Raw genomic sequence first — 25,405 nt, forward strand, 5'->3', positions numbered from 1 at the left:
ACAGATGGGTCCTAACCCTTAAGAATCCGTAGAAAAGGGACACCCCCATGAGCGTGCGCATCGACAACCAGACCTGCTTTTTCATCACCGAGAACAGCGAAGAAATTCGTCTTTGCCCCGATGTCACCATCATCACCGACGGGGAAAAATCCATGTCGGCGGTCGACCTCGACGGCCAGCGCTTCTACATCACCGAAGCAGAAGCCGATGCATTGACCGTAGCAGGCGCCGTGGACGGTCGCCGGCATTTGAAGGCCACGGACAGTGATTCGGTGATTTGACTGACCCGCACAATACACGCCGCAAACACCTGCCACAGGCGTTTGCAGCCCGCCCTTGCAGGTGCATCAAGTTGTCGCAGGCGGGTGCGGGCAATCCATCTGATCCGCTTTTTATTGAGTTAGCTGAGTCTGTTATGCAAACAGATCGCTGGTCATAGTGCTCAGGCCTGATGGAGGCTGATGAGCGAAAGACCATGAGCAATAGAATCCCCGTCCGAACCGTTGAGCCTGCCTCATTTATAAAAAGCAATGAGCCCTTGCGTCCAAAGATAAAGGCCAAGTCCAGCGACAACCTGATCCACACCCGCAGCTTCACCGGTTTGTTCCGCACCCTGCGCATGAGCGGCGCGGGGTTTCTGTTTCTGCTGTTCTTCGGCACGGTGTGGCTGAACTGGGGTGGTCGCCAGGCGGTACTCTGGGACCTCTCCGAAAGCAAATTCCACATCTTCGGCGCGACCTTCTGGCCACAGGATTTCATCCTGCTCTCAGCGCTGCTGATCATCGCCGCGTTCGGTCTGTTTGCGATCACCGTGTTCGCAGGCAGAGTCTGGTGCGGTTACACCTGCCCGCAGAGCTCCTGGACCTGGATCTTCATGTGGTGCGAAAAAATCACCGAAGGCGAACGCAACCAGCGAATCAAGCTGCAAGCCGCTCCCTGGGGCCTGAACAAACTGCTCCGCCGCTCGGCCAAACACACCTTGTGGCTGGCGATCAGCCTGCTCACCGGCTTGACCTTTGTCGGCTACTTCACGCCGATCCGGCCCTTGGCCGAAGAACTGCTGACCTTGCAAATCGGCGGCGTCAGCCTGTTCTGGGTGCTGTTCTTCACCGGGGCCACTTACATCAATGCCGGTTGGCTGCGCGAAGCGGTGTGCATGCACATGTGCCCGTATGCGCGGTTCCAGAGCGTGATGTTCGACAAGGACACCCTGACCATTTCCTACGACGTGGCCCGCGGTGAAAACCGTGGCCCACGCAAACGTGAGGTGAAACCTGCCGAGGTCGGACTGGGTGATTGCATCGACTGCCAATTGTGCGTGCAGGTCTGCCCGACCGGCATCGACATCCGCGACGGCTTGCAGATGGAATGCATCGGTTGCGCCGCCTGCATCGACGCCTGCGATTCGATCATGGACAAAATGGGCTACGCCCGTGGGCTGATCAGCTACACCTCGGAGCATCAATTGCAAGGTGGCAAGACCCACCTGCTGCGCCCGCGGCTGATCGGTTACACCATGGTGCTGCTGGTGATGATCGGCGCCCTCGCCCTGGCGCTGGTGGAACGGCCGATGGTGTCGCTGGACGTGAGCAAAGACCGTGGCCTGTTCCGCGAGAACAGTGAAGGCCAGATCGAAAACATCTACAGCCTGAAGGTCATCAACAAGACCCAGCAACGTCAGGATTATCAATTGACGCTGGTCGATGGCGACGGCTTCCAGTTGCAAGGCAAGACCGAACTGAACCTGGCCCCCGGAGAGATCGTCGACGTACCGGTGTCGGTGGCGATGACCACGGAACGGCCGAGCAGCAGCTCACAGACGATCAGTTTCAAGATTGTCGACAGCGATGAGCCGGACATCTACAGCGTGGCCAACAGCCGGTTTGTTGCACCGATGAACCGTTGAGCCTTTAAGATGCAGTCCTTTGTCAGATGCGGTCCCCTGTGGCGAGGGAGCTTGCTCCCGCTGGGGTGCGAAGCGCCCCCAAAATTTTACGACTGCTACGCAGCCGAGCGGGAGCAAGCTCCCTCGCCACAACAGTGCACAAACTTGAATAACTTCAAACCGGGCCTTCGATGAAACGCTACGAAAAATTCGCCGACGACATCGCTGAACTGATCCGCTCCGGCGTTCTCGGCCCCGGCCAGCGGGTGCCGTCGGTGCGCTACGCCAGTCAGACCTACGGCGTCAGCCCGTCCACGGTGTTCCAGGCCTATTACCTGCTCGAACGTCGCGGCCTTATCCGCGCCCGGCCGCGTTCCGGCTACTTCGTCAATGCGCATGCACCGAGCCCGTTCTCGGAGCCGGTGATCAGCAGCCAGGTCAACGAGTCCACCGAAGTCGACGTCAGCGAGCTCGTGTTCTCGGTGCTGGACTCGATCAAGGACCCGACCACCGTGCCCTTCGGCTCGGCCTTCCCCAGCCCCACGCTGTTCCCGCTGCAACGGTTGTCCCGCTCACTGGCCAGTGCCGCCCGGGAGATGGACCCGCGCATGGTGGTCACCGACATGTCACCGGGCAACCCGCAGTTGCGCCGACAAATCGCCCTGCGCTACATGGTCGGCGGGCTGATGCTGCCGATGGAAGAACTGCTGATCACCAACGGTGCGCTGGAAGCACTGAACCTGTGCCTGCAAGCCGTGACGGAGCCTGGCGATCTGGTGGCCATCGAAGCCCCGGCGTTTTACGCCAGCCTGCAAGTGCTGGAACGGTTGAAACTCAAAGCCGTGGAAATTCCCGTCCACCCGCGAGACGGCATTGACCTCGGCGTATTGGCGCAAACCCTGGAACGGCATCCGATCAAGGCCTGCTGGTGCATGACCAGTTTCCAGAACCCCATGGGCGCGACCATGCCCGAGGCGAAGAAGCAGGAACTGGTGGAGCTGCTGCGCAGCCATCAGGTGCCGCTGATCGAGGATGACGTTTACGCCGAACTCTATTACGGCCAACAGGCGCCAAAACCGGCCAAGGCTTTCGATACCGAAGGGCTGGTGATGCACTGCGGTTCGTTCGCCAAGAGCCTGGCCCCCGGTTACCGCATCGGCTGGGTCGCCGCCGGGCGCTATGCGCAGAAGATCGAACGCCTGAAACTCATGACCTCGCTCTGCGCCTCGATGCCCGCCCAGGCGGCCATCGCCGATTACCTGCAACACGGCGGCTACGACCGACACCTGCGCAAACTGCGCTACGCCCTGGAAGAACAGCAAAGCGCCATGCTCGCCGCCATCGCCCGCTACTTCCCGGCCCAAACCCGCGTCAGCCAACCGGCCGGCGGCTACTTCCTGTGGCTGGAGCTGCCACCGCAGATGGATTCGCTGAAGTTGTTCCAGATGGCATTGGCGCAAGGGATCAGCATTGCCCCAGGGCCGATCTTTTCACCGACCCAGCGGTTCAGGAATTGTATTCGGTTGAATTACGGCAGCCCGTGGACTGAGGATTCGGAAAAGGCAATGGAGACGCTGGGGAGGATTGTGCGGTCGTTCTAAAGGCTCAATGGCGTCTGAGCTATCGCCTTCGCGAGCCCGCTCCCACAGGGGTCGGTGGTGTTCACAAATGATGTGTTCACCAACGCCCCCTGTGGGAGCGGGCTTGCTCGCGAAGAGGCCAGATCAGACAACAAAGAATCTTAACGATTAACGCCCACCACCGAGGTCGACGAAAGTCCCGGTCGCATACGACGCTTTATCCGACAACAACCACACAATCGCCTCCGCCACTTCATCCGGCCGCCCACCGCGCGCCATTGGTATTGCCGACTCAAGCTTGCTGACCCGGTCCGGATCACCGCTCAAGGCATGGAAATCGGTGTAGATGTAACCTGGGCGCACGGCGTTGACGCGAATCCCCTCGCCCGCCACTTCCTTGGACAGGCCGATGGTGAAGGTGTCCAGCGCGCCTTTGGACGCGGCGTAGTCGACGTATTCGCTGGGCGCGCCCAAGCGAGCGGCGACCGACGATACGTTAACGATGCTGCCGCCCTGCCCGCCGTGTTTGGGCGACATGCGCAAAATCGCGTGTTTGGCACAGAGGATCGGTGCCAGGACGTTGGTTTTGAGGATTTTCAGAATACGGAACTCAGACATTTCGTCGATCCGCGACTTTTGCCCGACGGTGCCGGCGTTGTTGACCAGTGCGGTGACGCGGCCCAGCTCGGTGTCCACCCGGTGAAACAGTCCGATCACTTCGTCTTCGATGCTGACGTCGGCGCGCACCGCGATGGCTTGGGCGCCGAGCGCACGTACTTGCTCGAGCACACGTTGTGCCGCCTGTTCGTCGGACTGATAGTTGATACAGATCCGATAGCCAAGCTCTGCGGCCAACAGGGCCGTGGCGGCGCCGATTCCGCGGCTGGCGCCGGTGATGACGATGACTTTGTCCATGCTGGCTTTCCCCCATTTGAAGCGTAAGCAGTCGGGGCCAAGGATAACCGCCATCGGCGGGTTTTGCATGGGCCTGCGTCAACCCTGTGGCGAGGGGGCTGCCCCCTCACCACGGGGGTCCATCAGCTGGTAGTCAATTGCTCCCCGCGGTGAATGTCGATCATGAAGCGATCGGCCGGCAGCGGGTGCCCGAGCAGGTACCCCTGCAACGAGTCGCAGCCCAGCTGAGTCAGGAAGTCTTGCTGGACATCGGTTTCCACCCCTTCGGCCACGATTCGCAAGCCCAGCGCCTGACCAAGGGCGACGATGGCCGAGACGATAGCCGCGTCGTCGCTGTCGTGCTCCAGATCGCGGACGAATCCCCGGTCGATCTTCAGCTCATTGGCCGGCAAACGCTTGAGGTACATCAAACTCGAATAGCCGGTACCGAAGTCATCGATGGACAGGTCGACGCCCATTTCCGAGAGTTCCTGCAGCACCGTCATGCTCGCATCGGCATCGTTCATGGCGGTGGTTTCGGTGATTTCCAGGGTCAGGCTGTTGGCTGGCAAATGATGAGTCGCCAAGGCTTTGGCAACGCTCTGGACCAGCCCTGCGTGGCAGAACTGCAAGGACGACAGGTTCACCGCGATGCGCCAGTCGGTGTAGCCGAGCACGTACCACTCGCGCATCTGACGGCAGGCTTCATTGAGCACCCACTCGCCAATCGCAATGATCAGCCCGGTCTTTTCCGCCAGGTCGATGAACGTGTCCGGCAGCAGCATGCCCTCGGTCGGGTGCATCCAGCGCAGCAACGCCTCGGCACCGACAGGGCGACCGTTGGCGGCATCGAACTTGGGCTGATAATGCAGGCAGAACTGCCCGTGCTCCAGCGCCGCGCGCAGATCCTGCAGCAGCTGCAATTGCTTGCGGGCGTTGCTGTTCATCGAGGCGTCGAAGAAGCTGTAGCCGTTTTTACCGCCGCCCTTGGCGTGATACATCGCCGCGTCGGCGTTCATCAACAGTTCCTGAGCGCTCTGGCCGTTGCCCGGATACAGGGCGATGCCGACGCTGGCCGAAATCTGCAAGTCATGTTCGGTCACCCGGAACGACCGCGCGATCAACCCGACCTGGCGTGCGGCGAGGTTCAGCGCATCGTTCGGCTCATTCAGGCGCACCAGCAGCACGAATTCGTCGCCGCCGATCCGCGCCAGGGTGTCCTGGCTACGCAAGTCTTCACGCAGGCGCAGTGCAACTTCGCGCAACAGCTGGTCGCCCATGTGATGGCCGAACGCATCGTTGACCGGTTTGAAGCCATCCAGATCAATGAACATCAGCGCAAAACAGCCACCCTGATCCTGCACTTTCGACATGGCCTGATCGATACGGTCGGCGAGCAGCATGCGGTTGGGCAAACCGGTCAGAGTGTCGTGCAGGGCCAGTTGAGTGAGTTCGCGGTTGGCCTCTGTCAGCGAGCGGGCGAGGTCAGCGGTGCGAGCCTCCAGGCGCGCATCGAGGATCGAGGTCAGCAAGGCGATGCTCAATACCGCCAGAGTGGTGATCAGCACCAGGCTGTCCAGACCCTTGCCGTTCAAGCCACGGATGGCCGCGCCACAGAAACTGCCGTCGGCAAAGCGCGCCGCGGCCATGCCGGTGTAGTGCATGCCGACGATGGCGATGCCCATGATGATCGCGGCACCGCCACGGATCAAGCGAACATACGGTGCGTGCCGACGCAGGCGGAACGCGATCCATAACGCCGCGCCCGACGCGCCGACGGCAATCAGCAGCGATGCACTAAACAGGGCGGGGTCGTAATCGATGCCCGGCTGCATGAGCATGGCGGCCATGCCGGTGTAATGCATGGCACTGATGCCAGCGCCCATGACCAGTGCGCCGAACGCCAGTTGCCAGGCTGGCAGTCGTGGCTGACTGACCAGCCACAGGGCAAAGCCGCTGGACAGGACTGCGATCAACAGCGACAGCGCCGTCAGGGTGGCGTCGTAACCCAGATCGATTGGCAATGTGAAGGCGAGCATGCCGATGAAATGCATCGACCACACGCCGATGCCCATCGCAAAAGAGCCGCCCGCCGTCCATAGATGCACGGCTCGGCCCGTGGCCGTGGCGATGCGGCCGGTGAGGTCGAGCGCAGTATAAGAGGCCAGTATCGCCACGCAGAGCGATATGAAAACTAATGTAAGGGAATAGCTACCGATGAGCATGGGACTTCTCGCAACGCCCCCGCATCCGTTCTCGGGGAGCAAAGTCGGAGATTGTACTGATTCCGCGGATGAACGCACTCACAAAGTAATCAAAAGGCCATCAAGTCGATGAAACGTTTGTGTAATCGTTGCACAGGGTCGCAATAACGATAGGGGCCGGCAAGTCAAGCCCGTTCCCACAGGTTTTGCACCTTGACTGGCTGGTATCAGGGCAAGCCCGCCACAGAGTCGGGTTATTGCTTGTCGCTCACTTGAAGCTGCCCGTCCCACCCGCCGCCCAGCGCGGCAATCAACTGCACGCTGGCGATCAAGCGGCTCTGCAACAAGCTCAGTACGTTACGCTCGTTACTCAACGCCGTGGCCTGAACCACCACCACGTCCAGATAAGCGATCAACCCGGCCTTGTACTGATTCCGGGTCAAGCGAAGGGACTCGCGCGCCGCATCCAGTGCTTCCTGGCGCACGACGGCTTCGTCTTCCAGCACCTTGAGCTGCACCAGGTAATTTTCTACCTCGCGAAAGCCATCGAGCACGGTCTGGCGGTATTTGGCGACAGTCTCGTCGTAGGCCGCTTCGCTGCGGTCGACTTCCGCCGAGCGCTGGCCGCCGTCGAACAGGGTCATGGCCAGTTGCGGGCCGACCGACCAGAAGCGGTTCGGCAGGCTGATCCAGTTGGCGTAGGTGCTGCTGCTATAACCGCCGTTCATGCTCAGGGTCAGGTCCGGGTAATAGGCAGCCTTCGCCACGCCGATGTTGGCGTTGGCGGCCATCACCGAGCGTTCGGCGGCGGCAATGTCCGGGCGGCGTTCCAGCAACTGCGAAGGCAGGCTCAGCGGCACCTGCGGCAATGCCGGGATGTCCCGGGTTTCGGCCAGGCTGAATTCAGCGGGCGGCAGGCCGATCAGCACGGCAATGGCGTTCTCGAACTGCGCGCGCTGCCAGATCAGGTCGACCCTCTCCGCCTGAGTGGTTTTGAGCTGAGTGGTGGCCTGAGCCACCGCATCCTTGCCGGAGACACCGGCGCGGTACTGGTTCTCGGTCATTTTCAGCGAACGCTGATAGGCCTCGACTGTCGATTCCAGCAGGCGTTTCTGTTCGTCGATCACCCGAAGTTGCAGGTAGTTCTGCACCAGCTCTGATTGCTGGCTCAGGCGCATCGCTGCCAGGTCGGCAAAGCTCGCCTCGGCGTTGGCCGTGTCGGCTTCCAGGCCTCGGCGCAATTTGCCCCAGATATCAGCTTCCCAACTGACCCCGGCCTGTGCCGAGTAAGTGTCACGGATGCCGCTGGAGGAACTGCTCAGGCTGGAACTGCTGCTGCCGGTGCCCTGGCTGGAGCGGTTCTTGCTGACGGTCAGGTCCACCGTCGGGAAAAACGCCCCCCGGGCACTGCGCACCAAGGCTTGAGCCTGGCGGTACTGGGCTTCGGACTGGGCGACGGTCTGGTTGGCGCTGTTGAGTTTTTCAATCAGACCGTTGAGCTGCTGATCGCCATACAGCTCCCACCAGGCACCGCGCGCCAACGAATCGCTGGGGTTGGCCTGACGCCAGCCGGCCGCCTCTTTGTACTGCGCAGGTGCGGCGGCTTGCGGGCGCTGGTAATCCGGGCCGATGGCGCAGGCGCTGAGCATCGCCACGCACAGCGACAGGCTCAGCAAACGCGAGCCTCGGGCCGTGATCAGCGGTGCAGCCAGGTTGAGAAGCGAACGGTCAGTCATAGCGGAGTTTCCAGAGCAGCATCGGTACGCACCCCACGCCAATGGTTGAAGCGATGGCGCAGTTTGTCGAGATAGAGGTAAACCACCGGGGTGGTGTAAAGAGTCAGCACCTGGCTGAAGACCAGCCCGCCGATGATGGTCAGGCCCAGCGGCTGACGCATTTCCGCCCCTTCGGCCCGGCTCAGCAACAACGGCAAGGCGCCGAGGATTGCTGCCAGGGTGGTCATCAGAATCGGCCGCAAACGTTGCAAACAAGCGCTGCGGATCGACTCCAACGGTTCCAGGCCTTGGTGCCGCTCCAGTTGCAGCGCCAGGTCGATCATCAAAATGGCGTTTTTCTTCACCACGCCGATCAGCAGAAACAGCCCGAGCAAGGAGATCAGGCTGAACTCACCGCCCAGCACATAGATCGACAGCAGCGCGCCGACCCCGGCCGACGGCAAGGTCGAGAGAATGGTCAGCGGATGAATGTAGCTTTCATACAACACACCCAACACCAGATAGACCGCCACCAGCGCGCCGAGAATCATCCACGGCTGGCTTTTCTGGGCGGCGGCAAAGGCGTCAGCGGTGCCGGCCATTTTCGCGATCACATCCTCCGGCAGACCCACCTTGGCAATCGCCCGCTCGATGGCGGCGCTGCCCTGCTCCACCGTCACGCCTTCGGCCATGTCAAAAGCAATGCTTTCCGAAGCGAACTGGCCTTCGTGGCTGACCCGGTCGTCTTCCAGGCTGTTTTCGTAATGGGCGATGGTCGACAACGGAATCCGCGCGCCGTCAGCCGTGATGACTTTGACCTGATTCAGGGTAATCGGGTCCTGAGCGTATTTCGGATTGACCTCCATCACCACCTGATACTGGTTGAGGCTGTCGTAGATCGTCGAAATCTGCCGCTGGCTGTAGGCGTTGTTCAGCACTGCCGTGACCATGTCCATGTCGACGCCCAGACGCTTGGCCTGATCGCGATCGACAATCAACGTCACTTGCTGGGCGCCACGGCCTTCGCGCGCATCAATCGCCGTCAGCTCCGGCAGCGCCTTGAGGGCGACGACGACTTTCGGATACCACTCGCGCAACGCACCGAGATCGCCGCTTTGCAGAATGTAGGAATACTGCGAGGTGGTCTGTTCACGGCCGCCGCCAAATTGCAGGTCCTGATCCGCCATCAGCATCAACTGTGCACCGGGCACCTTGGGCATTTCCTTGCGCAGGCGCTCGATGACTTTCTGGGCGGACAGGTTGCGTTCCTTGATCGGCTTGAGCCGTACCAGCATGAAGGCGTTGTTGGTGCCGTTGTTGCCACCGATGAACCCGGCGACACTTTGCACCGCTTCGTCCTTGAGCACGGCGCGGCGGAAGATTTCCATCTTCGGCTGCATCACGCTGAACGACAGCCCATCGTCGCCGCGCACGAAACCGATCAACTGGCCGGTGTCTTGCTGGGGCAGGAAGGTTTTAGGAACAACGACATACAGCGCGATGTTGACGCCAATTGTCACGAACAGGCTGAGCAAGGTCAGCCGACGGTGACGCAGCACCCAATCAAGGCTGGTGGCGTATTTGCCGACCATCCACTCGTTGGTCCGCTGGCTCCAGCGTTGCAGGCGGTTTTCCTGACCCGGCGTGTGCGGCTTGAGCCAGCGGGCGCAGAGCATCGGTGTCAGCGTCAGCGACACCAGCAACGACACCACGATGGCCGCCGCCAGGGTGATGGAGAACTCGCGGAACAGGCTTTCAATGATCCCGCCCATGAACAGGATCGACAGGAACACCGCCACCAGCGAGACGTTCATCGACAGCAGGGTAAAGCCGACTTCCTGGGCCCCGAGGTACGCGGCCTTCATCGGCGGCACGCCCTTGTCGATGTGCCGGGAAATGTTCTCCAGCACCACGATGGCGTCATCCACCACCAGCCCGGTGGCCAGGATCAGCGCCATCAGCGACAGGTTGTTCAGGGAGAACCCGTAGAGGTACATCACCGCAAACGTGCCCACCAGCGACACCGGCACCGCCAGGGTCGGAATCAGCGAGGCACGGAAGTTACCAAGGAACAGGAACACCACCAGAATCACCAGCGCCACGGCGATCAGCAGGGTCATTTCCGCTTCATGCAGGGTGGCCTTGATCACCGGCGAACGGTCCATCGCCAGGTTCAGCTTGACGCTGGCCGGCAGCACGGCCTGCAACGCCGGCAACTGCGCCTTGATTTCGTTGACCGTCTCGATGATGTTGGCGCCGGCCTGGCGGTTGATCACCAGCAACACCGCCGCGTCATCGTTGAAGAACCCGCTGTTATAGCGGTCCTCGACGCCGTCGCTGACCTTGGCCACATCCTTCAGGCGCAGGGCCGCGCCGTCCGCGTAGTGAATGATCAGCGACTCGTAATCCTTGGCCTTTTCCAGCTGATCGTTGGCTTGGACCTGCCACAGCCGCTGGCCGTCTTCGACCGACCCCTTGGGCCGGCGCACGTTGGCGTTGGCGATGCTGGTGCGCACATCGTCCAGCGCCACGCCGTACTGGTTGAGCGCCTGAGGTTCGAGTTCGATGCGCACCGCCGGCAACGAGCTGCCACCGATCTGCACTTCACCCACGCCCTGCACCTGGGACAGGCTTTGGGACAGAATGGTCGAGGCCAAATCGTAGAGCTGGCCTTTTTCCAGTACATCCGAGGTCAGCGACAGCACCATGATCGGTGCCTGGGACGGGTTGACCTTCTTGTAGGTCGGCATGCTGCGCATGCCGCTGGGCAGCAGGTTGCGCGAGGCGTTGATTGCCGCCTGCACTTCCCGCGCCGCGCCGTTGATGTCGCGGTCCAGGTCAAACTGCAAAATCACCCGGGTCGAGCCCTGGCTGGAACGGCTGCTCATGGTGTTGACCCCGGCGATGGCGCCGAAGGAACGCTCCAGCGGCGTGGCCACGGTCGAGGCCATGACCTCCGGGCTCGCGCCGGGCAAACTGGCCTGAACCACGATCACCGGGAAATCCATCTGCGGCAACGGCGCCACCGGCAACAGACCGAAGCTCACGCCGCCCAGCAACATGATCGCCAGGCTCAGCAACATCGTCGCGACCGGGCGCTTGATGAAAGGTCCGGACAGGTTCATGGCTGCTCTACCGGGTCCACGGACTCGGCCTTACGGCCCCAGCGCCGCCCGAGACGATCGAAGTACAAGTAAATGACGGGGGTGGTGAACAGCGTCAGCACCTGACTCACCAGCAAGCCACCGACCATCACCAGACCCAAAGGCTGGCGCAACTCCGCGCCGGAACCGGTGGCCAGCATCAGCGGCACCGCGCCGAACAACGCGGCCAGGGTGGTCATCAGGATCGGCCGGAAACGCAGCAGCGCTGCCTGATAGATCGCGGTTTGCGGGTCCATGCCCTGATTACGTTCAGCCTCGAGGGCGAAGTCGATCATCATGATCGCGTTCTTTTTCACGATACCGATCAGCAGGATGATGCCGATGATCGCGATCATCCCCAGATCATTACCGCTCAACAGCAACGCCAGCAAGGCGCCGACCGCCGCCGAGGGCAAGGTCGAGAGGATAGTGATCGGGTGAATGTAGCTCTCGTAGAGCACGCCGAGCACGATGTACATGGTCACCACCGCCGCCAGAATCAGCAGCAAGGTGCTCGACAGCGACGCCTGGAACGCTTCGGCCGCGCCCTGGAACTGGGTCTGCACGCCAATCGGCATGCCGATGTCTTTCTGCACCTGATCGATGATCTGCACCGCATGCCCCAGCGCCACGCCGGGTGCCAGGTTGAATGACATCATCACCGCCGGGAACTGGCCGATGTGGGTGATCGCCAGTTGCGCCTGACGCTCCTCGACATGCGCCAGGCTGGACAGACGCACCTGCCCGCCATCGGTGGTCTTGACGTGAATCTGGTTCAGCGCATCCGGGCCGATCTTCTCGCCGGACTGCGATTGCAGCACCACGCGGTACTGGCTGGCCTGGGTGTAAATGGTGGAAATCTGCCGCTGCCCGAAGGCGTCGTACAGCGCGTCGGTGATGTTCGACACGGATACGCCGACCCGCGACGCCGCATCGCGGTCGATCACCAGATAAACCTGCAAGCCTTTGTCCTGCAAGTCACTGGCGACATCGGTCAGTTCCGGCCGTTGGGCCAGCGCTTCCACCAGACGCCCGCTCCACAGGCTGAGCAACTCGGCATCCGGCGACGACATGCTGAACTGGTACTGCGTGCGACTGACCCGGTCCTCAATGGTCAGGTCCTGCACCGGCTGCATGAACAGGCGAATGCCGATCAGCTTGTCCAGCTCCGGTTGCAGGCGCGCGATCACGTCGGTGGCACTCAGGTCGCGCTGGCTGTGGGATTTGAGGTTGATCAGCAGCCGACCGCTATTGAGCGTCGAGTTATCGCCGTCGACCCCGATGTAGGACGACAGGCTCTCGACCGCAGGGTCGGCGAGGATCACCTTGGCCAGTTGCTGCTGGCGCTCGCTCATTGCCGCGAAGGAAATCGACTGCGGTGCCTCGGAAATCCCCTGGATAACCCCGGTGTCCTGCACCGGGAAGAAGCCCTTGGGCACCACCATGTACAGGAACACGGTCAATGCCAGGGTGCCAATAGCCACCAGCAGCGTCAGCGGTTGATGCTTGAGAACCCACTTTAACTTGCGCCCGTAAGCCGCGATCATCCAATCAATTGCCGCGCCGCTGGCCCGGTAGAAACGACCTTGCTCTTCCTCCTTCGGCTCACGCTTGAGCAACCGCGCGCACATCATCGGCGTCAGGGTCAGGGATACCACCAGGGAAATCAGGATCGCCACCGCCAGGGTGATCGCGAACTCGCGGAACAAGCGCCCCACCACGTCCGCCATGAACAGCAGCGGAATCAGCACCGCGATCAGTGACAGGGTCAGGGAAATCAGGGTGAAGCCAATCTGCTTGGCACCCTTGAGCGCGGCTTGCAGCGGGCTGTCGCCCTCTTCGATGAATCGGGAAATGTTCTCCAGCATGACGATCGCATCGTCCACCACGAAACCGGTGGCGATGGTCAGCGCCATCAGGGTCAGGTTGTTGACCGAGAACCCTGCGAGGTACATCACGCCGAAGGTGCCGATCAACGACAGCGGCACGGCCACCGACGGAATGATCGTGGCGCTGGCCCGCCGCAGGAACAGGAATGTGACCATCACCACCAACGCGATGGCGATCAGCAATTCGTGTTGCACGTCGGTGACCGAGGCGCGGATGGTCTGGGTGCGGTCAGTGAGCACCGTGACGTCGAGGCCGGCCGGCAGGTTGTCGGTGATGCTCGGTAGCAAGGCCTTGATCCGGTCGACCACCTCGATGACGTTGGCCCCAGGCTGACGCTGGATATTCAGCAATACCGCCTGATTTTCATTGGCCCATGCGGCGAGGCGTTCGTTTTCGGCGCCGTCGACGATTTGCGCCACGTCCTTGAGCCGCAACGGCGCGCCGTTTTTGTAAGCGAGGATCAGGTTGGCGTAGTCCTTGGGGGAAGTCAGCTGATCGTTGGCGTCGAGCATCGACACCCGGGTCGGGCCGTCGAAGTTGCCCTTGGGCTGGTTGACGTTGGAGGCGCCGATTAACGTGCGCACGTCCGACAGGTTCAGGCCGTTGGCTGCCAGCGCTTCGGGGTTGACCTTGATGCGCACTGCCTGACGCTGACCGCCGGCGATGCTGACCATGCCGACACCGCTGATCTGGGCGATTTTCTGCGCCATGCGGGTGTCGACCAAATCATTGAGTTTGGGTAACAGCATGGTTTTGGAGGTGATGGCCAACGTCAGCACCGGGGTGTCCGCCGGGTTGACCTTGTTGTACACCGGCGGCGCCGGCAAGTCCTTGGGCAGCAAATTGGTCGCGGCGTTGATCGCGGCCTGCACCTGCTGCTCGGCGACGTCCATGTTGATGTCGAGGCTGAAACGCAGGGTCAGCACCGAGGCGCCACCGGAACTGGTCGAGGCCATCTGGGTCAGGCCGGGCATCTGCCCGAACTGACGTTCCAGCGGCGCGGTCACGGCGCTGGTCATGACATCCGGGCTGGCGCCGGGATAGAGCGTCATGACGCGAATGGTCGGGTAATCGACCTGGGGCAATGCCGACACCGGCAGCAGCCGATAAGCAATCACGCCGGCCAGAATAATGGCCAGCATGCTCAGGGTCGTGGCGACCGGGCGAAGGATGAACAGCCGCGAGATGTTCATGCGCCGCCCTTTTTCGCCTTGTCGGTGGTCGTCGCGTCAGGTGCAGTGGCGGCCGACTTGCCTTGCAGGTGTTCGGTCGGGGTGGTCGGCACATCCTTGCTGTCGTTGACGACTTCCACTTCACTGCCGTCCTTCAGGCGGTCGGTGCCTTCCAGTACCACTCGATCACCGACGGACAGTCCTTCGGTGATCACGGTGTTTTCACCGTCACTGGCGCCGACTTTCAACTGACGGATCTTGACCTTCTTGTCGCCGTCCAGGGCATACACGAACGTGCCGTTGGTGCCGAACTGAATAGCGGCCGAAGGCGCGAGCACCACGTCTTTGAGGGTGTCGGCCAGCAGGTGGACGTTGACGAACTGATTGGGGAACAGCGCTTGATCGCGGTTCTCGTAGCGGGCCTTGAATTTCAGGGTGCCGGTGGTGACGTCGATCTGGTTGTCCAGGCTCTGCAACACCCCAGTGGCCTGCAATTTGGTATCACCACGGTCCCAGGCTTCGGCGGGCAGTTTGGCGCCGGTGCGATAGCGGGTCAGCACGACGTCCAGGCTGTTTTCCGGCAAGGTAAACGCCACGCTGATAGGTTGGGTCTGGGTGATGATCACCAGCGCCGTGGTGTCGTTGGCCGCGACGAGGTTGCCGACGTCCAGCTGACGCAGACCCACACGCCCGGCGATCGGGGCGCGGATCTTGGTGAACTCCAGATTGAGCTTGGCGTCGTTGACTGCCGCCTGATTGGTCTTGACCGTGCCCAGGTACTGGCCGACCAAGGCTTCGGCGGTGTCCAGGGTTTGCTTGGCGATACTGTCTTCGCGGTACAGGCCGCGATAGCGCTCGACATCGACCTGGGCGTTTTTCAGTTGTGCCTGATTCTGCAACAAGGTGCCTTCGGCCTGGAGCAAAGCGTTCTGGTACGGACGCGGGTCGATCTCGGCCAGCAGGTCGCCCGCCTTGACCATTTGCCCTTCCTCGAAATAGACCTTGACCAGTTCGCCACCGACGCGGCTGCGCACATTGATGGTGTTCAGCGCCGTGACTGTGCCCAGCGCCTTGTAATACAGCGGAAAGTCACCTTTGACCGCCGGCGCCACCCGCACCGGGACCGGCCCGCTCGCCCCGCCGAACCCCGGACGCATCCCCCCCGACCGACCGGTGTGCCCGGCAACGGCTTTCTGCCCTGCGCTCTCCTTCGGGCTGCTGCCTGCGGGCCAGAATTTCCAGCACAGGCCGGCGATGACCAACAGGACCAGCAGGCCGAACAGCCAGTGACGGGGATTGCGGGAAGCGGAGGATTGCATGGAATGATCAACCATTGGGCGCGTGCGCTTATTTCTACGGGAGGCTGAACGATAAGCACTGGCGGGTATTAAGCAAAGCGCCTTTACCGGCAATTTACCTTTGGCTTACGTAACAGGAGGTTTATCTAAGACACTGAAGCACAAATGAAAACGGCCTGGACAGAGGGGGCGTTCTCAATTAATTACCCCCGCCGCGCCGGGTCTGCTGTTGTGCAGGGCAAGGCGCGAGAAGCGTGGTTTGGTCATTCCAAATAAGCTTCGAGCAACGCAGCCCTGCACAACAGCAGGCCCGGCCCTTCGGGTTGTGCCTTAAAGCGGGCCAGGCTGCGTTGCAGGCCTTGGAAAGGGAACAACCATTCCCAGCGGCCTGCGCCTTGCCTGGCCCGCTTTAAGGCGACAACGCGGCGGGGAAATTAACTGAGAACGCCCCCTAGGCCGTTAACAATTGTAAAAGTAGACTTATTTCAGAACGGCAAGTGCTGCATCGTAGTTCGGCTCTTCAGCGATTTCCTTGACTAGTTCGCTGTGCAGCACGTTGTCGTTTTCGTCCAGCACCACGACGGCACGGGCGGTCAGGCCTTTGAGCGGGCCATCGGCAATCGCCACGCCGTAGTTCTCGATGAACTCGGCACCGCGCAGGGTCGACAGGTTCTGCACGTTTTCCAGGCCTTCGGCGCCGCAGAAGCGGGCTTGGGCGAACGGCAGGTCAGCGGAGATGCACAACACGACGGTGTTGGCCACGTCGTTGGCCTGGGCGTTGAACTTGCGCACGGAGGTGGCGCAGGTTGGGGTGTCGATGCTTGGGAAGATGTTCAACACTTTGCGCTTGCCGGCGAAGCTCGCCAGGGTCACGTCGGACAGATTGCCGGCAACCAGGGAAAAGGCTGGCGCCTTGGAACCGGCTTGTGGCAATTGGCCGTTGACTTGAACCGGGTTGCCTTTAAGAGTGACTTGAGCCATGAACGGAGTCCTTCTGAACGTTGTTGTAGAGAGTTTTGACGAGGCCGAAGTTAACCACGAAATTGTCTGACGACCTATGCCCAGACACAAATTGTGATGTGTTGTCGCGCAAACTGGATACAAGCATCCCAACAAAGCTTACAAACACTGCATAACCCTGTGGGAGCGCATACATGCCGCACTATCCGAGCAACCGCAACATATTGCGGTGCCGCGCCACGAAAATCCGCCGCATGTAGGCATTCACCAGCAACCCTTCACTCAAAGCACCGCCAATCGCCGCATAGGTCACACGGTCGCTAAAATCCTACCTATCCCCCTACAGGGATACGGGGTATCAGGCCGGTTCTTAGCGATCTCTTTTAGCCGCGTTGTCGATTTGGCGCCTGGCCATTCGACTAGGTAGTGAGTCACTCAAATCCAACGGAGACAAGACCATGCGATTCATGATCATTGTAAAAGCCAGCCCCGACTCCGAGGCCGGCGTGATGCCCAGCGAAGAACTGATGACCGCGATGGGCAATTACAACGAGGAGCTGGCCAAGGCCGGCATCCTCATCGATTGCGATGGCCTGCAGCCCAGCAGCAAAGGCGCCCGTGTGCGTTTCTCGGGAGATAAACGCACAGTGATCGACGGCCCTTTCATCGAAACCAAAGAGCTGATCGCCGGCTATTGGCTGTGGCAGGTGAAGTCGAAAGAGGAAGCGATCGAGTGGGTCAAGCGCTGCCCCAACCCGATGCCGGGTACAGAAGCCGAGATCGAGATTCGCCAGGTGTTCGAAGCCGAAGATTTCGGTGCCGAGTTCACACCGCAGTTGCGGGAGCAGGAAGAGCGAGTGCGCGCACAGGCGAAGAAGTGCTGAAGCACACCTGAAACACCAGGCATACCGTAGGAGCTGCCGAAGGCTGCTCCTACGCGCGGTTCAACATTCAACAATGATGTTGACTGACAATCCGACTTCGCGAGCAAGCCCGCTCCCACAGGAGATTGTGTTTGGCAGGCAAGCCAAGGCTCACTCGATGTTTCTTGTTCCCTTCATCAGACGTTCACATAGGCGCAATACATTAGTGCGGATTGATTAACGCCTCATCAATCCGCGAGCCGAATACGTGATGTTGCCTGTTATCGAAATGGAAGCAGCTTTAAAAAACGGAACTCCAAAGCCCCCTGATAGTTGGGTGGAAAAAAATAAAACAGGGGTTTACAGGCTCTCTAATGACGTTGAGATCAACGTTCGATTTTTATCTCCAACGGATATTCCCTCGCTGCTTGAACTAGAGCAAAGGAAATGGGAAAGCGATCAGCGCGCCGATGTCTCCATGCTGGCATCCCGGGTCGCCTCCTTCCCTGCATTGAGTATCGGCGCTTTTTGCACGCGCACGGGGACTGCGCTGGCGTCGTTGTTCATGAAACCCACCCGGCACGACATCATCAGCAAGTGCCCGACGTGGCAAGACTGTGCGAGAAAGCAGCATGGCGATGAGTCCGCAAAAACCGGTGTGCTGTTTGGCATCAGCCTGAGCAGTGTTGATCCAAAAGCGGCGCAAGCGATTTTCGAGTTCTTTTGGCCCCATGCGCTGAAGGCGGGATGGTCAGACATCTATCTTGGCTCGCCGGTCCCGGGTCTTCGTAACTGGATCTCGAAGAATCCCGATATTCCGGTAGCGCAGTATGTGCGAGGTGAACACAAGGGCCTGCCGCTGGATCCGCAACTGCGGTATTACTTCAAAAAAGGCTTTCGCAAGATCGTCGCCATCAAGGACAACTACTTCCCCCATGAGCCTTCGCTGGATTTCGGCGTGCTGATCCTGGGTAAAGTGCCACTCTCCGGCCTTTCCTTTATCTGGAAGAGAGTCCCGCTGCCTTGGCTGCAGCGCATGAAAAAACTGCTCTTCGTGTATTTGTGAACGCCTCTCTAACAGTAGAAAACGCAGCACCTGCGCTCGGCCGCGACAGGCGTTTCTGGCGACTGGCGTTTTCTTACTTTGGCTCGGGTCTGAGGAGGCTGTCGAATGTTTAAGCACGCAAAACCTTTGGGTAGTGTCTGTAGCAGCTGCCGCCAGGCTGCGTCCGGCTGCGAAGCGGTTGCAAAGTCAGGCGCTGCGGTATTGCAGACAAACCGTGCAAGCAGGACTTGCGACTGCTTCGCAGCCGAACGCAGCCTTCGGCAGCTGCTACAGGCCGCCTTTCATTCATCGCGCTCCAACCTGCCCAGCTATCTGTTCCTGGCACTGTGTGTCTTGAATACGGCGGCGATCGCCTGGCTGGCTGCGCACGAGGCGTTCGGATGGCTGGCCATTGCTCCGCTGATAGTGATCCAGGCGATCCTGATGATTGGTGTTCAGGAGATCAAGCATCAGTCTGTGCATCGTCAGTTCCTCGTTGGCACGCGTCTCAATGATGCAGTGGGTGTGTTCGCGGCGGCCATTTTCGCCGCCAACTTCGTGGGCTACCGCTACTTTCACCTCGAACACCATCGCAAAACCTGCCAGGCCGATGATCCCGAAGGGCTGATGTACGAACAGACATGGCGAACACGCCTGATCAGCCTGCTGGGTGCCGTGGAGCAACTATGGATTACCGTCACCACCAATATTATTTCCCGACGCTACACGCCCCCGCGCGCGATCTGGCGCTGGCGCTGGAACAACGCCTTGATCGTCGTATTCGTCGCGGTGCTGGCGTTAGGCATCTATGAGGTGCCTCGACAAGTCGTATGCGCCTATCTGCTTCCGTATTGCATTTTTGCCTGGCTGGATTTCTGGCTGACGCAGGCCGAGCACTATGGCGTATCAATCTCGGCTCAAGGCTTGCGCCGCGCGCCCTCTGAAATCACGACGGATTTGTATCTGCCAAAGCCACTGTCCTGGCTTGTCCTGCATCGCTCGCTGCATCGCACTCACCATGACGCGCCGGCGACCCGCTGGTTCCATGCGCACGCTCAATCGATAGTTCTGGCCAAAAGCAAGCCAGGCAGCGTGACAGACCTACCCACCTTCTTTGCGACCTGGATGCGACTCGGCCCCCGACTCTGGAAGTAAGCGATGACAAACACAACGATCGAACCACGGCACACAAACACTGCCGAGGACAGGCACCGCATCAACACTGTGGAACGCGACAATAGCGGCGAAGCCGCCCTCTTCAAGCCATTCTGGAACGACACATCGATCAAAACCTACCTGTTCGATGCCTGTTCGGTACTGCTGCCTGCCGGTGAACAATTCGTGATTTCGGTGGTGGAGTCATCCGCTTTGCGCTTGCAACAAACGTCGGCGCTTGCCGAACGCTCGCGCAGTTTCGTGGCAGAGGAGCGGTCCCACCAGCGAGCGCACAGGCTGTACAACCAGCAACTGGAAAATCAGGGGTTTGAAGTCAAGAAGTTCGAGCACATGATCGAAAAGGATCTCGAGGCCCTTCGATCGAAATTGTCACTCAAGGCGCAACTGGCGTTGGCTGCCGCGTTCGAGCACGTGACAGCCGTCATGTCCACCGCCGCCTTGCGTAGAAACGGCTTGCTCTCGATCAAGGAGTCGCCGCAGACACGCCTATGGCGGTGGCACTGCACAGAAGAAGTCGCCCACCAGCACGTCACCACGGATCTGGCGCGGGCGCTGGGCATACCCTATTGGCAGCGGATCTTCTATTTCCTGGCGGCATCGGGGCTCATGGCGTTCGATGTCATTCGCCACATGCACAGTTTTGCCCGCCTCGACATCGCCCGTGGCCGCGTCAGCTCGAAGGAAGTACGGCGTGCTGCGGGCCGCTTGCTGTTGCGCGATGGCGCCAATCTGGCGTCGATGGCTATCGGATGGGCCGCCTACTTTCTTCCGCTGAAACGAAGGGATTAGTTCGATAAAAGAGCGGCATGATCAGACGGTTGACGCGCCAACCACCTGCTAGAGTAAAAAAGCCGCCATTTGAAAAACGACCACTGCATTCCCCTTGGTTTCGGCGGCAATGGCCAACCACCCTTCACGCTGTTGGCCGGACTGAATGTCACCTTCAGAAAATGAGGAAACGTCTATGAATGGTTTGCTTCGCGCTGCAGCATTCAGCCTGATGGCGCTTTTCGCAAGTTGTGGTGTCGGGGCTCAGACAGTGCAAAGTCATGCGGCGCCGATTGCGCTCACCGTCACACCGGCCGATATCCAGGGGGATAGCCAAAGCGCAAGATCGTTCCCATGCCTGGGAACGATCTTGCGCGAACAATAAGCCCACTTTACTTGGACTTGAACTTTACAAGCGACTGATTCAAGTCCGAAGCCCAACCATCGATCACGTTTTTCACGTCATCGGCCTTCATCACCTGAGCTTCGTTCTCCAGCGGTTTGCCGGTGCCCTTGCGCACCACCTGGGCGATGACTTTGTTGGTGCTGCCATCGAGAAACACCGCTTCGGTGGCCAGATTGGTTTCCTGATCACGTATGCCGCTGGCAGTGCTGACTGCCGCCGCTACCAGGGCGATCGGGACCACTTCATAAGGTTTGAGGCCTTCGGTCTTGCTGCTGACGGCGGTAATCGCCGCACGCACCACGATCACGCCAGGGCCGGGGCCGCTGGCCAGTGGCAGGGATTTACCCAGTTCGCGCTTGAGCGCCTGATCGTAGTAGCTGGTGATACCGTTCAGCGTGGTCTGAGGGATTTTCACTGTCGGTTGCGGTTTAGGATAGATCTGGGTCGGCTCGATGTAGGCACTGGTGTATTTGTTGATGTTGAGCTTGGGATCGACCCAGCGCATCACCACGGCGCCCGATGGTGATTTGGCTTCCTTGAGTTGACTGTAGTCCTTGAGAAAGCCGGAGTACTGGTCTGGCTCGACGACTTTGCTGGCGCAACCCACCACCCCGATCGACGCGATGCACAGTGTGCTCATCATTAACGCAAGCTTCATGCTTTAACTCCTGTCAGAAGGACGGCAACGGTATTGCCTACGGGAGTTACAGGTATAGCTAATGCCCGGCGTTTTTGTATCAAAAATCACAATGCGGCAATATTCAAAGGCCCCTTCGCGGGCAAGCCCGCGAAGACATCAGCTCAAACAACACAGAACCTGATCCGCAAAAGTCTCGTCAATCACCACGAAGACCCGCTTTTCGCGGCCAACTCCCGTCGACTATTGGCCCGCATCGCCTTGATCAACGACACCGTGCCCACCAGGATAATCACGGCGCCGAACAGGAAGTCGATGGTGTACAGCTGGAAGTCGTTCAGCGGCCCCACCAGAAACACCCGGATCGCACCGATACTCACCAGCGTCGCGAGAAAATCGATGCCCGGCTCGTCGCGATAGAACACATGCAGCAACGGCAGGCACATCACCAGCAACAACAGCAGCACAATCACCTTGAACGAGCCTTTGCGCTCGACGCTGAACGCGCATTCGTTGGCGCCGTAGGGCTTGTAGTCGTCCTCGCTGATCAGCGAGTTTTTCTCGTTGATGTACTCGACACGGTTGTACTTCTGGATGGGTGTGAAGGTGTTGGACATCTCCATATTGGTGGTGATGTGCCTGAACGTCAGGTCAGTGCGTTCATTGCCCTTGAGGATGTACAACACCGGCTTGTAGCCGTAGCGATAGGTGTCGAACGGAAAGTCCGTCGCCCGCCCCTGGACGCCGATGGGTCTGGACTCAAGTTCGGCGTAAGCACTTTTGTTGACCGAAGACAGGTTGCGACTCAAAGGTTTGATCTTGACCTGTTCCATGAAAATCGGTGGGATGCTGTAGAACAACTGCATCGGTTCCATGCGCAGCCGCAGTTCGTTGCGGCCGAGGTCATAACGATCAAAGGTTCGTTCAGAGACAACCACCGCGCCCGAGAGCATGAACTCGCCGTGAACGTTGTTGGTGATGCGTAGCGACAGTTGATCCTTGCCTGACCCGCCGGTATCGCTGGCCGGCGGCGTGCCGCACCAGGCGTAGCTGTCGAAGATGTCCCCGAGCTGGCCGTTACGGTTCTCTTTCAACACATAAAAGTAACCGCCCCACAGGGCCAGCATCAGTAACAGCGCTATCAACCCTAAAATCTTCTTGCCCGCGCCCAAACCAGACTCCTTTCTTTACCGACTCCTTATGAGGCCCGGACTCTACCAAAATGCCATCACTGCCCCAAGCAAAAATACCCGGACAAGGAAGATCCCTATGATGAGGGCCCTGTCCCAGTCTGTTAAGGTGCGAAACCTGGGGGATTGCGCTTGACTGACGGGTATCGGGATCTTCAACGCCGCCGAAACAACGGCCGCGGCTCGATCACCGAGCGTCCATATAACACGCTCATCCCGGCCAGTCCCTTGAGCGCATCTTCAGCAGATTTGTCTTCGCGCACGGCAAAACTGTCGAAACCGCATTGGCGCATGTGGCTGAGTTGATCGCGCAGCACATCGCCAATCGCGCGTAATTCGCCTTGCCAACCGAAACGCGTACGCAACAGATAGGCCTGGCTGTAGGCACGTCCGTCGCGAAAACTCGGGAAATCCAGGGCAATCAGCGGCAGGTCGGGAAACCATGGGGCCAGGTTTGTCACTTCGTCGTTGGGAGCCAGCCAGACGCCTTCGAGCGCTGATGTCCTGTCGGCATTCAACGCCAGCCACTGGGGTAACGGCAGTATCAGCGGTCCGGCCGGCAACTGCTCCGTTGTTTCACGAATCAGCTGCCACGGGTCGTCGCGCACCCACTCGGCGCCGCCGTCTTGCAAACGCAGCAGATTGTTCATGCCGACACCTCCAGCATTTTCGGGTAGACCCGCTCCTTGAAGGGCTCCAGACCGATGCGTGCCAAGGTATCGACGAACAGTTCCTCACTCTCCCGGTAGCGAACGAACGTGCCAATGATCCGTTCAATGACATCGGGCACTTCGGCGGCGCTGAAGGAGGGGCCGATGACTTTGCCCAACGCGCTGTTCTTGCCCTGGGCGCCGCCGAGGGTGATCTGGTACCACTCACTGCCGTTTTTATCGACGCCAAGAATGCCGATGTTGCCGATGTGGTGATGGCCGCAGGCGTTCATGCAGCCAGAGATGTTCAGGCTGATATCGCCCAGGTCATGCAGGTAATCCAGATTCTCGAAGCGCACCTGAATCGCTTGCGCGATGGGGATTGATTTGGCGTTGGCCAGCGCGCAGAAATCACCGCCCGGGCAAGCGATGATGTCGGTCAGCAAGCCGATATTGGCGTACCCCAGGCCTTGCTCGCAGGCCAGACACCACAGGGGATAAAGGTCGGTCTTGGGCACGTCCGGCAAGACGATGTTCTGTTCATGGGCAATGCGGATTTCGCCGAAACCAAACTGCTCGGACCACTGGGCCACCGCTTCCATTTGCTCGGCCGTGACATCCCCCGGTGGCGCGGCGATGCCCGGTTTGGTCGACAGCACCACGCTGGCGTAACCCTGCACCTTGTGCGGTTGAACGTTGCGCGCCACCCAACGGGCGAACGCCGGGTGCTCGGCCAGGCGTGTGCCGAAGTCCAGGTCGGTATCGGCCAGTGAATGGTAGTCGGGTGGCACAAAGGCACTGGCGACACGCTCATATTCGACATCGGTCAACTGCGCCGGGCCGTCCTTGAGGTATTGCCACTCTTCCTCCACTTCCTTGGCGAAGGCTTCGATACCCAAGGCTTTGACCAGGATCTTGATCCGTGCCTTGTACTTGTTATCGCGCCGCCCATGGCGGTTATAGACCCGCAGCACCGCCTCGACGTAAGACAGCAGGTGCTGCCACGGCAAGCCCTCGCGAATCTGCAACCCGAGGATTGGTGTGCGCCCCAGCCCGCCGCCCACGATCACCCGCAACAGCATTTGCCCGCTGTCATCGCGATAAAGATAAAGGCCGATGTCATGCATCATGATCGCCGCGCGGTCCTGCTTCGCCGAGCAGATGGCGATCTTGAATTTGCGCGGCAGGAACAGGAATTCCGGGTTGATGGTCGACCATTGCCGCAGGATCTCCGCCAGCGGACGCGGGTCCATCAGTTCGTCCGCCGCGACGCCGGCGAAGGCTTCGGTGGTGATGTTGCGCACGCAGTTGCCGGAGGTCTGGATCGCATGCATTTCCACCTGGGCCAGGCGCTCGAGGATGTCCGGCACCTGGGTCAGTTCGATCCAGTTGAACTGCATGTTTTGCCGGGTGGTGAAGTGGCCGTAACCACGATCGTAATCCCGGGCGATGCTCGCCAGGGTGCGCATTTGATTCGCGCTCAGCGTGCCGTAGGGAATCGCCACGCGCAGCATGTAGGCATGCTTTTGCATGTACAGGCCATTCTGCAAACGCAGGGGCAGGAACTCTTCTTCACTCAGTTCCCCGGCGATAAAACGTTCGACCTGATCGCGAAACTGCGCAACACGCTCGAACACCAGGGCCCGGTCATAGTCATCGTACTGATACATGTGGCTGCCACCTCATCAGGATTATCGGGCTCTGTGGCTAATGCCAGTCAGTCAAGGATTTGAATACCGCAATCCATGTGGGAGCGAGCCTGCTCGCGATGACGGTTGCACATTCAACACATGTGCTGCTTGTCAGTCCGCTATCGCGAGCAGGCTCGCTCCCACAAGGTCTGCGCCTTAACTGGTCGGCATCAGGCTCTGCGGCTCGTTCTTGAGGTGGCGACTATGCACCTACGGCGCAGCACGTTACAGATTCAGC

Annotated in this window: 18 protein-coding genes and 1 pseudogene; 7 read left to right on the top strand and 12 right to left on the bottom strand. The window is 60.1% G+C overall.

Annotated elements, in window-relative coordinates:
- Positions 1 to 47: 47 nt before the first annotated feature.
- The 3 genes from QMK51_RS15405 (at position 48) to mapR (ending at position 3,486) form a co-directional block, all read left to right on the top strand.
- Entirely contained in the window at positions 48 to 281 is a 234-nt protein-coding gene (locus QMK51_RS15405) for a DUF3203 family protein (RefSeq protein ID WP_320390776.1), read from the top strand.
- A gap of 194 nt (positions 282 to 475) precedes the next feature.
- On the top strand, positions 476 to 1,906 hold the full coding sequence (gene ccoG, locus QMK51_RS15410; protein ID WP_320390777.1) for a cytochrome c oxidase accessory protein CcoG: 1,431 nt from the start codon (positions 476 to 478) through the stop codon (positions 1,904 to 1,906).
- Between the two features lie 170 nt (positions 1,907 to 2,076).
- On the top strand, positions 2,077 to 3,486 hold the full coding sequence (gene mapR, locus QMK51_RS15415) for a GntR family transcriptional regulator MpaR (protein ID WP_253554767.1): 1,410 nt from the start codon (positions 2,077 to 2,079) through the stop codon (positions 3,484 to 3,486).
- A gap of 147 nt (positions 3,487 to 3,633) precedes the next feature.
- Here the strand turns inward: mapR and QMK51_RS15420 are convergent, their stop codons facing one another.
- From QMK51_RS15420 to QMK51_RS15455, 8 genes and pseudogenes are all read right to left on the bottom strand, one after another.
- Positions 3,634 to 4,380, bottom strand: coding sequence for an SDR family oxidoreductase (locus QMK51_RS15420; RefSeq protein WP_258696012.1), 747 nt, complete (start codon positions 4,378 to 4,380; stop codon positions 3,634 to 3,636).
- Between the two features lie 122 nt (positions 4,381 to 4,502).
- Positions 4,503 to 6,584: a putative bifunctional diguanylate cyclase/phosphodiesterase gene (locus QMK51_RS15425; RefSeq protein WP_320390778.1), complete on the bottom strand. Its 2,082-nt coding sequence runs from the start codon at positions 6,582 to 6,584 to the stop codon at positions 4,503 to 4,505.
- Between the two features lie 233 nt (positions 6,585 to 6,817).
- Entirely contained in the window at positions 6,818 to 8,299 is a 1,482-nt protein-coding gene (locus QMK51_RS15430) for an efflux transporter outer membrane subunit (RefSeq protein WP_258696014.1), read from the bottom strand.
- Positions 8,296 to 11,403 (bottom strand): efflux RND transporter permease subunit, encoded by a 3,108-nt coding sequence (locus QMK51_RS15435; protein WP_320390779.1) that lies wholly within the window; start codon positions 11,401 to 11,403, stop codon positions 8,296 to 8,298. The genes QMK51_RS15430 and QMK51_RS15435 overlap by 4 nt, the downstream gene beginning before the upstream one ends.
- The gene (locus QMK51_RS15440; protein WP_258696016.1) at positions 11,400 to 14,504 is read right to left on the bottom strand and encodes an MdtB/MuxB family multidrug efflux RND transporter permease subunit; all 3,105 of its coding nucleotides are present in this window, start codon (positions 14,502 to 14,504) and stop codon (positions 11,400 to 11,402) included. Before QMK51_RS15440 ends, QMK51_RS15435 begins: the two co-directional genes overlap by 4 nt.
- Positions 14,501 to 15,817 carry an MdtA/MuxA family multidrug efflux RND transporter periplasmic adaptor subunit gene (locus QMK51_RS15445; RefSeq protein ID WP_320390780.1) on the bottom strand — a complete coding sequence of 439 codons (1,317 nt, stop codon included), beginning with the start codon at positions 15,815 to 15,817 and terminating at the stop codon, positions 14,501 to 14,503. Before QMK51_RS15445 ends, QMK51_RS15440 begins: the two co-directional genes overlap by 4 nt.
- Before the next feature lie 444 nt (positions 15,818 to 16,261).
- Positions 16,262 to 16,762: a thiol peroxidase gene (gene tpx, locus QMK51_RS15450; protein WP_320390781.1), complete on the bottom strand. Its 501-nt coding sequence runs from the start codon at positions 16,760 to 16,762 to the stop codon at positions 16,262 to 16,264.
- A 181-nt stretch (positions 16,763 to 16,943) separates the two neighbouring features.
- Positions 16,944 to 17,066 (bottom strand): annotated as a pseudogene (locus tag QMK51_RS15455) (polyketide cyclase); the annotation flags it as partial.
- Between the two features lie 133 nt (positions 17,067 to 17,199).
- Between QMK51_RS15455 and QMK51_RS15460 the strand changes: the two are divergent.
- The 4 genes from QMK51_RS15460 to QMK51_RS15475 all read left to right on the top strand — a co-directional run bounded on the left by QMK51_RS15460 (position 17,200) and on the right by QMK51_RS15475 (position 20,614).
- Complete coding sequence (locus QMK51_RS15460; protein WP_258696019.1) at positions 17,200 to 17,625, top strand: YciI family protein; 426 nt, start codon at positions 17,200 to 17,202, stop codon at positions 17,623 to 17,625.
- Positions 17,626 to 17,875: 250 nt separating this feature from the next.
- Positions 17,876 to 18,670 (top strand): hypothetical protein, encoded by a 795-nt coding sequence (locus QMK51_RS15465; protein ID WP_320390782.1) that lies wholly within the window; start codon positions 17,876 to 17,878, stop codon positions 18,668 to 18,670.
- A gap of 105 nt (positions 18,671 to 18,775) precedes the next feature.
- On the top strand, positions 18,776 to 19,804 hold the full coding sequence (locus QMK51_RS15470) for a fatty acid desaturase family protein (RefSeq protein WP_320390783.1): 1,029 nt from the start codon (positions 18,776 to 18,778) through the stop codon (positions 19,802 to 19,804).
- A 3-nt stretch (positions 19,805 to 19,807) separates the two neighbouring features.
- On the top strand, positions 19,808 to 20,614 hold the full coding sequence (locus tag QMK51_RS15475; protein WP_320390784.1) for a metal-dependent hydrolase: 807 nt from the start codon (positions 19,808 to 19,810) through the stop codon (positions 20,612 to 20,614).
- A 371-nt stretch (positions 20,615 to 20,985) separates the two neighbouring features.
- Here QMK51_RS15475 and QMK51_RS15480 read toward each other — a convergent pair whose 3' ends face one another.
- From QMK51_RS15480 to QMK51_RS15495, 4 genes are all read right to left on the bottom strand, one after another.
- Positions 20,986 to 21,657 (bottom strand): DUF3313 domain-containing protein, encoded by a 672-nt coding sequence (locus QMK51_RS15480; protein ID WP_320390785.1) that lies wholly within the window; start codon positions 21,655 to 21,657, stop codon positions 20,986 to 20,988.
- Positions 21,658 to 21,839: 182 nt separating this feature from the next.
- Positions 21,840 to 22,808: a hypothetical protein gene (locus QMK51_RS15485; RefSeq protein ID WP_258696025.1), complete on the bottom strand. Its 969-nt coding sequence runs from the start codon at positions 22,806 to 22,808 to the stop codon at positions 21,840 to 21,842.
- 173 nt (positions 22,809 to 22,981) lie between these two features.
- Entirely contained in the window at positions 22,982 to 23,476 is a 495-nt protein-coding gene (locus QMK51_RS15490; protein ID WP_223486764.1) for a DUF934 domain-containing protein, read from the bottom strand.
- Complete coding sequence (locus QMK51_RS15495) at positions 23,473 to 25,146, bottom strand: nitrite/sulfite reductase (RefSeq protein ID WP_320390786.1); 1,674 nt, start codon at positions 25,144 to 25,146, stop codon at positions 23,473 to 23,475. Before QMK51_RS15495 ends, QMK51_RS15490 begins: the two co-directional genes overlap by 4 nt.
- Positions 25,147 to 25,405: the final 259 nt, after the last annotated feature.

The sequence above is a fragment of the Pseudomonas sp. P9_31 genome, assembly GCF_034008235.1.
Taxonomy (GTDB): Bacteria; Pseudomonadota; Gammaproteobacteria; order Pseudomonadales; family Pseudomonadaceae; genus Aquipseudomonas.

What these genes read in the sequence shown, in the direction of transcription:
- QMK51_RS15430 (WP_258696014.1), bottom strand. Translation starts at nt 8,299, where the DNA reads ATGACTGACCGTTCGCTTCTCAACCTGGCTGCACCGCTGATCACGGCC.
- QMK51_RS15425 (WP_320390778.1), bottom strand. Translation starts at nt 6,584, where the DNA reads ATGCTCATCGGTAGCTATTCCCTTACATTAGTTTTCATATCGCTCTGC.
- QMK51_RS15440 (WP_258696016.1), bottom strand. Translation starts at nt 14,504, where the DNA reads ATGAACATCTCGCGGCTGTTCATCCTTCGCCCGGTCGCCACGACCCTG.
- QMK51_RS15495 (WP_320390786.1), bottom strand. Translation starts at nt 25,146, where the DNA reads ATGTATCAGTACGATGACTATGACCGGGCCCTGGTGTTCGAGCGTGTT.
- QMK51_RS15480 (WP_320390785.1), bottom strand. Translation starts at nt 21,657, where the DNA reads ATGAAGCTTGCGTTAATGATGAGCACACTGTGCATCGCGTCGATCGGG.
- QMK51_RS15465 (WP_320390782.1), top strand. Translation starts at nt 17,876, where the DNA reads ATGTTGCCTGTTATCGAAATGGAAGCAGCTTTAAAAAACGGAACTCCA.
- QMK51_RS15445 (WP_320390780.1), bottom strand. Translation starts at nt 15,817, where the DNA reads ATGGTTGATCATTCCATGCAATCCTCCGCTTCCCGCAATCCCCGTCAC.
- QMK51_RS15420 (WP_258696012.1), bottom strand. Translation starts at nt 4,380, where the DNA reads ATGGACAAAGTCATCGTCATCACCGGCGCCAGCCGCGGAATCGGCGCC.
- QMK51_RS15490 (WP_223486764.1), bottom strand. Translation starts at nt 23,476, where the DNA reads ATGAACAATCTGCTGCGTTTGCAAGACGGCGGCGCCGAGTGGGTGCGC.
- tpx (WP_320390781.1), bottom strand. Translation starts at nt 16,762, where the DNA reads ATGGCTCAAGTCACTCTTAAAGGCAACCCGGTTCAAGTCAACGGCCAA.
- ccoG (WP_320390777.1), top strand. Translation starts at nt 476, where the DNA reads ATGAGCAATAGAATCCCCGTCCGAACCGTTGAGCCTGCCTCATTTATA.
- QMK51_RS15470 (WP_320390783.1), top strand. Translation starts at nt 18,776, where the DNA reads ATGTTTAAGCACGCAAAACCTTTGGGTAGTGTCTGTAGCAGCTGCCGC.
- QMK51_RS15460 (WP_258696019.1), top strand. Translation starts at nt 17,200, where the DNA reads ATGCGATTCATGATCATTGTAAAAGCCAGCCCCGACTCCGAGGCCGGC.
- QMK51_RS15405 (WP_320390776.1), top strand. Translation starts at nt 48, where the DNA reads ATGAGCGTGCGCATCGACAACCAGACCTGCTTTTTCATCACCGAGAAC.
- QMK51_RS15435 (WP_320390779.1), bottom strand. Translation starts at nt 11,403, where the DNA reads ATGAACCTGTCCGGACCTTTCATCAAGCGCCCGGTCGCGACGATGTTG.
- mapR (WP_253554767.1), top strand. Translation starts at nt 2,077, where the DNA reads ATGAAACGCTACGAAAAATTCGCCGACGACATCGCTGAACTGATCCGC.
- QMK51_RS15475 (WP_320390784.1), top strand. Translation starts at nt 19,808, where the DNA reads ATGACAAACACAACGATCGAACCACGGCACACAAACACTGCCGAGGAC.